We start from the raw sequence: 11,079 nt of genomic DNA, 5'->3' as shown, positions 1-11,079 counted from the left end.
GTGCGCGGCCCGATGCACACGTGACGAGCGCGCGGGCCAGCGGCCTCGGGCCGGTGGTGCGCACCGCGGCGTCGTCGGCGAGCAGTTCGATCAGCAGCCGGACCGCCGAGAGCGCGTTGCCGCTGCGCACCACCCGCGGGAAGGCGGCGTGCACGGCGGTGAACATCTCCAGGACGAGGTCGTGGCGGGCCCGCAGATGGGCACGCTCGTGGGACAGGATCGCGGCGATCTCTTTGCCGGAGAGGGCGTTGAGGGTGCCTTCACTGAGGACGACGCGGCTGCGTACCCCGGGCAGGCAGTAGGCCAGCGGCTCGTCGACGTGCAGGATCCGCAGGCCGTGGCCGGTGACCGGGGCGGTGCAGTGGCCGCGCAGCTGGGGGACGGCCTCATCGCGGGAGGAACACAGATCGACGACCATGCGGTGGTGGGCGCGCCGGCGTCTGGTGGCGATGGCGACGTTGAGCACCGAGGCGCTCAGCCGCGCACCGATCAACAGCGTCAGGCCCAGCACCACGACGTGCAGCGTCCACAGCGGCCAGCCGAGGGTGTCGATTCCGCCGCCCAGGGTCACGGTGGGGCGGCCGTCGGGACCGGGTCGAAACAGCCTGCTGGCGATCGCGATTCCGGCGGAGAACGCGCTCAGAACGGCTGCCAGTGCGATCGACTGCCACAGCACGATGGCCGCACGCGGGGCACGCATCGGCCAGGCGGCCCGGGAGAGCATCGCCGGCACGGGCCCCGACAGGAGCAGAGCGACGATGGTGAAGGCCAGCGCGGACACGCTGCAAGTGTCTCTCAGCCGGTACCCGGACCGCCAGCGGGCGGGTCGAGACGGTGCTTGTCGTCCAACTCGGCCAGCGCGCGGCGCAGCGCATCGGCCTCGTCCGCGCCGACTCGCTCGACGAAATACACCAGGGCGGCCTCGCGGCTGCCGGAGTCGGCGGCCTGGTCCAGGGCGTCGACCATCAGCCCGGCGACCAGTTCGTCGCGTCCGTGTGTCGGGGCGTAGCGGTGGGCGCGGTCGTCGCGGTGCTGGACGACCAGATTCTTCTTCGCCAGGCGCTGCAGCACGGTCATGATCGTGGTGTAGGCCAGGTCGCGGTGGGCAGCCAGCGCCTCATGCACCTGGCGAACCGTCTGCGGCTCGCGTGCGGACCACAGGTGGTCCATCACGGACCGTTCCAGGTCCCCGAGCCGGGTCAGCTTGGCCATCTTCGGTTCATCTCCTACGCGCTGTAGCTCAAAGCTTACTACGCGATTACTACCGCGCGTCGTATCCATTCTCTTCGCTGGCGCCGAGCCCCTGGGGAGCGGCGGAGCTGCGCGATTCGCTTGTTCAGTCGACATTTGTGAGTCCGATCACAGGGGGTAGCCGTGTTGTGATCCGTAGCTATAGTAAGGCTAACCTAATTCAGTGAGGCTAACCTAAGTCAGTCTTCCACACGGTCGGAGGTGTCAATGACGGTCCTCGTCGACGATCCGCTCATCTCGAGCATGGCGATCAAGCGGGCGCTACCCATTCACGAATCGAGCCGCCGGCTCCGCGCGCTCTACCCCGAGTGCCCCCGGGTCTACGGCGTCGCGGTTATGGGTGACCTGTCCCGGCGCCGCTGGTGGCCACTGGCCGAGATCGTGACGACCGACCGGCTGCGCACCATGTTCGAGGCGGGGGCCGCCGAGACCGACAGTGCCGGCTCGGTAGCCCAGCAACTGGCGGCGACCTTCGCCCACGTGGTGGTCGGCCGGGTGATTCCGCTGCTGGTGCTCGAGGGGCGGGCCTGGGACACCGGCCTGGAGAACCTCTGGGTGCACGTCGACTCGGAGGGTGCGATCGACTGGGTCGGCGTCGTTGATCCGACCCTTCGGACACTGCCCGACGATCCGTACTTCAGGGCCCACCCGCCAAGGTATGACGCAGGCCGGCCGGGTCAGCACGGAATCGTGGCACTGCCCAGCGAAGCCGCATTGACGACCTGGATCGCCCACCGCAGCCATCGCGCGCTGGCCCCGCTGTTCGCCAAGCTCGCCGAGGTCTGTCACGGTGCGATGTCGGTCTCGTCGATGTGGCACATCGTCGGCGGTGCGGTGGTCGGGGCGGCCACCCAGATCCCGCTGCTGTCCGGTTCCAGCGAGGTCACCAGCATGCGGCGCGGCCAGGCGGTGCTCGACGCGCTCGTCGGGTTCGGCGTGCCCGTGCGCGGGACGACACGATCGGCGACTTCCGCGGCAGGGAAAGTCTTGCTCAATTAGGTAAGCCTTGCCTATGCTAGGCGTAGTCGGAGAACGACACCCGAACCACCGGACCGAGCCGGAGTTTCTGAGGGCTGCAGAGACCCCCGGTCCATGCGCAGGACGGGCCCCACGCATCGCGTGGGGCCCGTCCTCATTTCCGGCCCGGTCGCTCGGCGGCCGTCCACCCCGGCGCAACCCCGAACCGCCCTGCGTGTAGACACAAGCCGTGACGACTGATCTTCCCACCGGCCTCGGCGGCGGATTCGACGCCGAGCTCGGCCTCACCTACCTCGAGGTGACCCCGGACGGGGCGCGCGCAACGCTGACCATCACCGACAAGCTGCTCCAGCCCGGTGGGATCGTGCACGGCGGCGTCTACTGCGCGGTGGTCGAAAGCGTGGCCAGCGTGTCCGGCCACGTCTGGCTCCTCGAGAACGGCGGCGGCACCGGAACCGTCGTCGGTGTCAACAACAACACCGACTTCCTGCGCGCCATCGGCACCGGGACGGTCACCGCCGAATCCACGCCCATCCACCGTGGCCGCCGGCAACAGTTGTGGCTGATCACGATCACAGACGACGACGGTCGCACCATCGCACGCGGTCAGGTCCGGCTGCAGAACATCCCCGACGCCTGAGCCCGCACACCCCGCCCGGCGTAGCGCTGCCGAGTGCCCCCGGCCGTGGCAGGATCGCCCACTATGCGTCTGACCCCGCATGAGCAGGAACGGCTGCTCATCTCGTATGCAGCCGAACTCGCGCGCCGCCGTCAGGGACGCGGGCTGAAACTCAACCACCCCGAAGCCGTCGCGGTGATCACCGATCACATCCTCGAAGGAGCCCGCGACGGCCGCACCGTCGCCGAATTGATGGTCAGCGGCAGAGAGGTTCTGGGCCGCGCCGACGTGATGGACGGTGTGCCCGAGATGCTGCACGACGTCCAGGTCGAAGCGACATTCCCGGACGGCACCAAGCTCGTCACCGTCCACGACCCGATCCCGTGAGGGGCGGTGGCATGAACGCCGGCGCAGCGACGACCCGTCGGGCGAGGAGCCGTCGATGAAGAGCAGGAGTGAGCAGTGATACCTGGTGAGATCGTCTACGGCGACGGCGACATCGAGATCAACGCCGGTGCCACCCGACTGGAACTCGACATCGTCAACACCGGCGACCGGCCGGTGCAGGTCGGCAGCCACGTCCACGCCCCGCAGGCCAACAGCGCACTGGAGTTCGACCGGGCCGCGGCGCGGGGCTACCGCTTCGACATCCCCGCCGGCACTGCGATCAGATTCGAGCCCGGGATGGCCCAGCGCGTCACCCTCGTTCCGCTGACCGGCGCCCGCGAGGTGCACGGCCTGACCCTCGACCCTCCAGGCAGATTGGATGACCAGCAATGACGGCGCTGTCCCGATCCCGCTACGCGGGCCTGTTCGGACCCACCGCCGGCGACCGCATCCGGCTCGCCGACACGGACCTGTTCATCGAGATCACCGAGGACCGCAGCGGCGGCCCCGGCCGCGCCGGTGACGAAGCGGTCTTCGGGGGCGGCAAGGTGTTGCGCGAGTCGATGGGCCAGTCGTGTGTCACCCGCGCCGACGGCGCACCCGACACCATCATCACCGGCGTCGTGGTCCTCGACTACTGGGGAATCATCAAGGCCGACGTCGGCATCCGCGACGGCCGAATCTGCGGGATCGGCAAGGCCGGCAACCCCGACATCATGTCGGGCGTGCATCCGGACCTGGTGGTGGGTCCCTCGACCGAAGTGATCGCCGGCAACGGACGGATCCTCACCGCCGGCGCGATCGACTCGCACGTGCACCTCATCTGCCCACAGCTGATGGAAGAGGCCATCGGCAGCGGAATCACCACGATGATCGGGGGCGGCACCGGGCCGGCAGAAGGCAGCAAGGCCACCACCGTGACGCCGGGCGCCTGGCATCTCGCCCGGATGCTGGAATCGACGGACACCTGGCCGATGAACATCGCGTTGCTGGGTAAGGGAAACACCGTCAGCGCAGACGCGTTGCGGGAGCAATTGCGTGGCGGCGCTTCCGGTTTCAAACTGCACGAGGATTGGGGATCGACACCGGCCGCCATCAATGCCTGCCTGACCGTCGCCGACGCCGCCGGCGTGCAGGTGGCGCTGCACACCGACACGCTCAACGAAGCGGGTTTCGTCGAAGACACCCTCGCCGCGATCGCGGGCCGGTCCATCCACACCTACCACACCGAGGGGGCCGGTGGCGGGCACGCGCCCGACATCATCACCGTCGCAGGCCACCCCAACGTGCTGCCGAGTTCCACCAACCCGACCCGACCGCACACCGTCAACACCCTCGACGAGCATCTGGACATGTTGATGGTGTGCCACCACCTCAACCCCAACGTTCCCGAGGATCTCTCCTTCGCCGAAAGCAGGATCCGGCCCTCGACGATGGCCGCCGAGGATCTGCTGCACGACATCGGCGCCATCTCGATGATCGGCAGCGACTCCCAGGCGATGGGCCGCATCGGCGAGGTGGTGATGCGCACCTGGCAGACCGCACACGTGATGAAACGCCGGCGCGGCGCGCTGCCCGGCGACGGGTCGGCCGATAACAACCGCGCGATGCGCTATGTCGCCAAGTACACGATCTGCCCGGCGGTCGCCCACGGACTCGATCACGAGATCGGCTCGGTCGAGGTCGGCAAGCTCGCCGATCTGGTGCTGTGGGAGCCCGCGTTCTTCGGGGTGCGTCCCCATGCCGTGCTCAAGGGCGGAACGATCGCCTGGGCGGCGATGGGCGACGCGAACGCCTCGATCCCGACTCCCCAGCCGGTCCTGCCCCGGCCGATGTTCGGAGCGGCCCCTGCCGTCGCCGCGAACACCTCGGTGCATTTCGTCGCGCCCGACGCGGTCGAGGACGGCCTGGCCGACCGCATCGCGGTCAACCGCAGGCTGGTGCCGGTCAACAACGTGCGCAATGTCGGCAAGGCGCAGATGCCGCTCAACGACGCCCAACCCGTCATCGAGGTTGACCCGGACACGTTCACGGTGCGCATCGACGGCGAGGTGTGGCAGGAACAGCCCGCCACCGAACTGCCCATGGCGCAGCGCTATTTCCTGTTCTGATTGTCTCGATGACCGATCTCGCGGGTTTCTCGGCGCTGCTCGCCCTGGCCGACTCGCGGCTGCCGACCGGCGGTCACGTGCATTCCGGGGGTGTCGAGGAGGCGGTGACCAGTGGTCTGGTCGTCGACCTGACCACGCTGGCGGCCTACCTGCGGCGCCGGATACGCACAACCGGACTGGTGAGCGCCTCGATCGCGGCAGCCGTGCACGCCGGCGGGCTCTCGGCGGCGGCCGGTGGCAGCGGCGACGCCGAGACCGATGCCCGCACACCCGCCCCGGCGGCCAGACAGGCCTCCCGGGCACAGGGCCGGGGGCTGGTCCGGCTGGCCCGCCGGGTCTGGCCGCGGGAGAACTGGGATGCCCTGGGCAGGACACCACATCTGGCGGTGGCCGCCGGAGCCGTCGGGGCAGCAGCCACACTGGCACCCGAACACACCGCACTGTGGGTCGTCTACACCACCATGACCGGCTCGGCCACCGCCGCACAGCGGCTCCTCGCGCTCGACCCCGGCGACGTCGCGGCGTTGACGTTCGAGTTCTCGCAACTGTGTGAGCACACCGCCGCCGAGGCCACCAAGGACCTCGCCGACCTGTCCGATCCACTGCTGGACGTTCTGGCCCAGCGACACCTGGAGCGCGAACGCCCGCTGTTCGCTTCGTGAGATCCGCGAGAGAAGGAGCCCCCGTTGCCACCGCATTTCCTCGATGGCCAGCCCCATGACCATGCCGACCGGCCACGCCGGGTTCGCCGGCCGGGGGAGCCGCTGCGCATCGGTGTCGGCGGACCCGTCGGGTCGGGCAAGACGGCCCTGGTCGCCGCGCTGTGCCGGCAACTGCGCGACCAGTTGTCGCTGGCGGTCCTGACCAACGACATCTACACCACCGAGGACGCCGATTTCCTGCGCCGCAATGCCGTTCTGCCCGACGACCGGATCGCCGCGGTGCAGACGGGCGGCTGCCCGCACACCGCCATCCGCGACGACATCACCGCCAATCTGGACGCCATCGACGACCTGATCGCCGCCCACGACCAGCTCGACCTGATCCTGGTGGAGTCCGGCGGCGACAATTTGACGGCCACCTTCTCCTCGGGCCTGGTCGATGTGCAGATCTTCGTCATCGACGTGGCCGGCGGGGACAAGGTCCCCCGCAAGGGCGGTCCCGGCGTGACGTTCTCGGACCTGTTGGTGATCAACAAGACCGACCTGGCACCCATGGTGGGCGCCGACCTCGACGTGATGCGGCGCGACTCCCGGGCCGTGCGCGGTGAGCGCCCCTTCGCGTTGATCTCGCTGACCCAGGATCCGGCGGCCACGGCGGTACTCGACTGGGTACGTGAGCAGCTGCGGGTCGCGCAGGCCGTGTAGATGCGCTCGACCGTCGTCATCGTCGCCAGGTGTGACCGGGCGCCCCACCTCGAGTGCGCCGGCGGTGTCGCGGCCCGCCGCACCGGTCGCGACACCGTGCATCTGGTCTCGGCAGCCGCCACCCCGCTGGGCGGGGACTCGATGCACCTGCGGGTCGTGGTGGAGCCGGGCGCACGGCTGCAGGTGCGGACCGCAGCGGCAACGGTCGCCCTGCCCGGCGCGGCCACCGCGGAATCGCACGCGGTGTGGACACTCGAGGTCGCCGGAGACCTCGACCTGGACCCGCTACCCACGATCGTCGCGGCCTCGTCACGGCACCTGTCCACCACCCGGCTCACACTGTCCGACCACGGCAGTGTGCGATTGCGCGAACGCGTGCAGATCGGCAGAACCGGTGAGCGGGAAGGCTTCTGGTCAGGAACCCTGCACGCCGACGTCGACGGGACACCGCTGCTGCGGCACCGGGTGGAGCTCGGCAGCGGGTCCGTGGCCGACGATGGGATCGCCGCGCCGCTGGCCTGCGTGAGCGAACTGCACTATCCCCGAACCGATGTCAGCACCGAGGGAGTGACGCTGGCACTGGCCGGGGGAGGCTGCCTGAGCACCTGGCAGGGCGACCGGCTCTGAGGCAGCCGGCCAGCCGCTAGCTGGCCGCCTTCTCGGTGTCCTGCACCGATGCGGCGATGTCCTCGAGTTCCTCGATCCGGGTTCGGGCGTAAGCCTGCTGCTCGGTGATCGTGAGCTGACCACGTTTGGTCGACAGGAACGTCATCGTCCACGACATCAGCGTCACGATCTTGTTCTTGAAGCCGATCAGATAGACCAGGTGCAGGACCAGCCACGCCAGCCAGGCGATGAAGCCGCCGAATTCGAGCTTGCCGACCTTGGCGACCGCGTTGAAGCGAGACACCGTCGCCATCGAGCCCTTGTCGAAGTAGCTGAACGGCTCACGCTGAGCCGGGTCGGCGCCCTTGAGCCCCGCCTCGATCGCCTTGGCGACGTACTTGCCTCCCTGCAACGCACCCTGCGCCATCCCGGGTACGCCGTCGACGAAGGCCATGTCACCGACGACGAAAACGTTCGGGTGACCCGGAATCGACAGGTCGGGCTCCACCTTGACGCGCCCGGCGCGGTCGAGTTCGACATCGGACTGCTCGGCGAGATCACGCCCCAGCGGGCTGGCCGACACCCCCGCCGACCAGACTTTGCAGGCCGCCTCGATGCGGCGCATGGTTCCGTCGGGATCCTTGACGGTGATGCCGTTGCGGTCGACGTCGGTCACCATCGCGTTCAACTGGATCTCGACGCCCATCTTCTCCAGTCGGTCCTGGGCCTTCTTGCCGAGTTTCTCGCCCATCGGGGGAAGTACGGCGGGGGCGGCGTCGAGCAGGATGACCCGGGCCTTGGTCGAATCGATGTGCCGGAACGCCCCTTTGAGCGTGTGGTCGGCCAGTTCGGCGATCTGACCGGCCATTTCGACACCGGTGGGGCCGGCCCCGACGACGACGAAGGTCAGCAGCTTCTCCCGGCGCGCGGGATCACTGGACCGCTCGGCCTGTTCGAAGGCGCCGAGGATGCGCCCACGGAGTTCGAGGGCGTCATCGATCGACTTCATGCCCGGCGCGAACTCGGCGAAGTGGTCGTTGCCGAAGTAGGACTGTCCCGCGCCGGCCGCCACGATGAGACTGTCGAACGGGGTGACGTAGGTGTGGCCGAGCAGCTCCGAACGCACCGTCTTGGATTCCAGATCGATACGGGTCACATCGCCGAGGAGCACCTGCGCGTTTTTCTGGTCGCGCAGGATCACCCTGGTCGGGGGAGCGATCTCACCTTCGGAGATGATGCCCGTCGCGACCTGGTACAGCAGCGGCTGGAACAGATGATGGGTGGTGCGGGCAATCAGCTTGATGTCGACGTCGGCCTTCTTGAGCTGGGTGGCCGCGGTCAAACCGCCGAACCCCGATCCGATGATGACGACCTTGTGCCGATCGGATGCGGTTGCACCGGGATGGCTCATTGCTGCTCCTCGCGGACGTTTTCCCGTCTCGTACAACCTCTAGGTTAGTGGCCGACCTTCCCGCTAGCGCGGTGAGCCGCCCCACCACACCAGGTGTTCACCCGGAGACGAGTGGTTTGAGCGCTTCGCCGAGCGCGGTGATCTGCCCCGGCTGGTAGCCGACGGTCTGGGTCGGCACGAACACGACCACTCCGTCGATGCCGGTGTCGAGCACCTTGGTCTTGATCTGTTCGGCGATCTGCTCGACGCTGCCGACGACCATGCGCTGCTTGAAATCGTCGGGGATCATGTCTGGGCTGATGCCGTCCCCGACGACGGCGCCGACGAGCATGCTGGTCTCCAGGGTGGCCGGGTCGCGGCCGATGGCCGCACAGCTCTTCTCGACCACCTCGAGCTTGCGGGCCAGCTCGTCGAATCCGGCGATGACGTTGAGATGGTCGAAGTGCCGGGCGGCCAACGGGATGGTCTTCTTCTCACCGCTGCCACCGATCAACAGCGGAATATGTTGGCGGAAGCGCGGATTGGCCATCGCCTCCTCGGTGCGGTAGTACTTGCCGCCGAAGGTCGGCCGTTCGCCCGCGAGCATCGGGAGGATGATCTGCAGCGCCTCACCGAGTTTGTCGAACCGGTCGGTGAAGGTGCCGAACTCGTAGCCGAGCTGATCGTGCTCGAGCTCGAACCAGCCCGTGCCGATGCCGAGGATCGCGCGGCCCTGGCTGATGACGTCGAGCGTGGTGATGTTCTTGGCCAGCAGGGTCGGGTTGCGGTAGGTGTTCCCTGTCACCAGCGTGCCCAGCGAGACGTTTTCGGTGACTGCGGCCAGCGCGCCGAGTGCGGTGTAAGCCTCGAGCATCGGCTGATCGGGGGTCCCGATACCGGGGAGTTGATAGAAGTGGTCCATCACGAAGACGGAGTCGAACCCGGCGGCGTCGGCCTCCTGGGCCTGCGCCACGACGGTGGGGAAGAGGTCGGCGACGTCAGCCTGACCCGATGCGCCGTACGAGAAGTTGTTGATCTGAAGTCCGAGTTTCGTCACTTCTCCGACCCTACGCAACCAGCGACATCCACCGAGGTGGGTTTCACCGGGGGCGAAGCGCGGAATACCGCGGGCGGCTGGGCTGTTCACCCGGGCCCGTGGGCGGGTCAGCCGAAGTGGGCCAGCGCTCCGTGGCTCACGTGCAGCGTCTGGCCGGTGATGTGCCGGGCGGCCGGGGTGGCCAGGAACAGCGACAGCCGGGCGATCTCGGCGTTCACCGTGGGGGTCGTGTCGCCCATGCCGTCGTAGCCGGGCTCGACGCCGCGCCCGGCGGCGACCGCGTTGACGGTGATGCCCCGGGTCCCGAAGTGATGGGCCTGACCCGCCGTCCATTCGGAGATGGCGGCCTTCACCGCTGCGCCGGAGCTGCCCTCCCGGGCGGGATCCGGGATCACGGTGACGATCGAGCCGCCGGAACGCAGATGGTCGCCCAGGATCTGGACGGTCAGCATCGCCGATACCAGGCTGGTGTCGAAGTGGTTGCGCCATTCGGCGGCGTGGTCGGCCAGCGTGTACGTGCGGGGGTCGCCGGCCTGCCAGGTGGGCGCCGGAACGTTGACGACCGTGTCGAGGTGAGCGGGAAAGCGCTCGCGTGCCGCGACCAGCGTTGCCGGGTCGGTGTTGTCGAACACGATGGTCTTCGCGTCGGCGATGTCGAGTTCCTTGGCGAGCACCTCGAGCTCGTCACGACGGGCACCGGCGAGAACCACATCGTGGCCGGCGCCGGAGAAGCTGTGCGCGATCGTGCGCCCGAGGTCGGTATCGCACCCCGTGATCAGCACATCCATCGGCGGACCTCCTGTCGTGTTCAACGCTGAACCACCAGCGAGCACCGTCGATGTTACTGGACAGTAGCTAGGTGGTGAAATTCGGCGCGCCGCGGCCCCGGGAGCGCCGGAAACCGCCGGGGTAACGACACCCCGGTCGTGGGCGATCAATCGGTGACACACAATTGCGGGCCGACCTCCCCGACGGCGCCGGCGATATCGGACACACCCCTGCGCCCCGCGTGGGGGCTTCGTCATGCCAGCAACCTCCCAGAATAGCCCCATTACGGCGTTGAATGTTCACAGCAATGTCTCAACTCTGCATTTATTGCACAACTCTCACTTGCGTCAGGGGCGCGACAATGTAGTTTCGTGCACATGGATCAGCCGGACGAGCATCGCCACCGACGCAGGGGCCTCCCGAAGTCTCTCGGGCTCGCGGCGCTGGCGGGTGCCACTGCGGCAGCTCTGATGCTGCCCGGGGTCGCCCAGGCCCAGCCCGCGCCCGAACCACCGCCCCCGCCGCCGGATACGGCCGTCGAGGGC

At 68.4% G+C, this 11,079-nt stretch carries 14 protein-coding genes; 8 read left to right on the top strand and 6 right to left on the bottom strand.

Features of this window, described 5'->3' with window-relative positions; all coding sequences use genetic code 11:
* Nucleotides 1–781, bottom strand: a 781-nt coding sequence (locus ACXAID_RS24470; protein ID WP_475024775.1) for a M56 family metallopeptidase, incomplete at its 3' end; no start/stop codon positions are given.
* Between the two features lie 14 nt (nucleotides 782–795).
* Complete coding sequence (locus ACXAID_RS24465; protein WP_475024774.1) at nucleotides 796–1,212, bottom strand: BlaI/MecI/CopY family transcriptional regulator; 417 nt, start codon at nucleotides 1,210–1,212, stop codon at nucleotides 796–798.
* 246 nt (nucleotides 1,213–1,458) lie between these two features.
* Between ACXAID_RS24465 and ACXAID_RS24460 the strand changes: the two genes are divergently transcribed.
* The 8 genes from ACXAID_RS24460 (at nucleotide 1,459) to ACXAID_RS24425 (ending at nucleotide 7,340) form a co-directional block, all read left to right on the top strand.
* Entirely contained in the window at nucleotides 1,459–2,250 is a 792-nt protein-coding gene (locus ACXAID_RS24460) for an iron reductase (RefSeq protein WP_475024773.1), read from the top strand.
* 208 nt (nucleotides 2,251–2,458) lie between these two features.
* Nucleotides 2,459–2,869: a PaaI family thioesterase gene (locus ACXAID_RS24455; RefSeq protein WP_475024772.1), complete on the top strand. Its 411-nt coding sequence runs from the start codon at nucleotides 2,459–2,461 to the stop codon at nucleotides 2,867–2,869.
* 63 nt (nucleotides 2,870–2,932) lie between these two features.
* On the top strand, nucleotides 2,933–3,235 hold the full coding sequence (locus ACXAID_RS24450) for an urease subunit gamma (RefSeq protein WP_475024771.1): 303 nt from the start codon (nucleotides 2,933–2,935) through the stop codon (nucleotides 3,233–3,235).
* 75 nt (nucleotides 3,236–3,310) lie between these two features.
* Nucleotides 3,311–3,628 carry an urease subunit beta gene (locus ACXAID_RS24445; protein WP_475024770.1) on the top strand — a complete coding sequence of 106 codons (318 nt, stop codon included), beginning with the start codon at nucleotides 3,311–3,313 and terminating at the stop codon, nucleotides 3,626–3,628.
* On the top strand, nucleotides 3,625–5,346 hold the full coding sequence (locus ACXAID_RS24440) for an urease subunit alpha (RefSeq protein WP_475024769.1): 1,722 nt from the start codon (nucleotides 3,625–3,627) through the stop codon (nucleotides 5,344–5,346). Before ACXAID_RS24445 ends, ACXAID_RS24440 begins: the two co-directional genes overlap by 4 nt.
* An 8-nt stretch (nucleotides 5,347–5,354) precedes the next feature.
* Entirely contained in the window at nucleotides 5,355–6,008 is a 654-nt protein-coding gene (locus ACXAID_RS24435) for an urease accessory protein UreF (RefSeq protein ID WP_475024768.1), read from the top strand.
* 24 nt (nucleotides 6,009–6,032) lie between these two features.
* Entirely contained in the window at nucleotides 6,033–6,713 is a 681-nt protein-coding gene (gene ureG, locus ACXAID_RS24430; RefSeq protein ID WP_475024767.1) for an urease accessory protein UreG, read from the top strand.
* Nucleotides 6,714–7,340, top strand: coding sequence for an urease accessory protein UreD (locus tag ACXAID_RS24425; RefSeq protein ID WP_475024766.1), 627 nt, complete (start codon nucleotides 6,714–6,716; stop codon nucleotides 7,338–7,340).
* Nucleotides 7,341–7,356: 16 nt separating this feature from the next.
* On the opposite strand, the gene ACXAID_RS24420 is transcribed toward ACXAID_RS24425, so the two are convergent.
* From ACXAID_RS24420 to ACXAID_RS24405, 4 genes are all read right to left on the bottom strand, one after another.
* Entirely contained in the window at nucleotides 7,357–8,730 is a 1,374-nt protein-coding gene (locus ACXAID_RS24420) for an NAD(P)/FAD-dependent oxidoreductase (RefSeq protein WP_475024765.1), read from the bottom strand.
* A gap of 97 nt (nucleotides 8,731–8,827) precedes the next feature.
* Complete coding sequence (locus tag ACXAID_RS24415; RefSeq protein ID WP_475024764.1) at nucleotides 8,828–9,766, bottom strand: LLM class F420-dependent oxidoreductase; 939 nt, start codon at nucleotides 9,764–9,766, stop codon at nucleotides 8,828–8,830.
* A 107-nt stretch (nucleotides 9,767–9,873) separates the two neighbouring features.
* A complete protein-coding gene (locus tag ACXAID_RS24410) occupies nucleotides 9,874–10,554 on the bottom strand; it encodes an SDR family oxidoreductase (protein ID WP_475024763.1) in 681 nt (226 codons plus the stop codon).
* A gap of 327 nt (nucleotides 10,555–10,881) precedes the next feature.
* A partial coding sequence (locus ACXAID_RS24405) for a hypothetical protein (protein ID WP_475024762.1) occupies nucleotides 10,882–11,079 on the bottom strand: 198 nt, incomplete at its 5' end.

It is taken from the genome of Mycobacterium sp. ABE4_509, assembly GCF_056160785.1.
The sequence above is the reverse complement of the archived record's forward strand: the minus strand, read 5'-3'. Positions and strand labels throughout refer to the sequence as shown.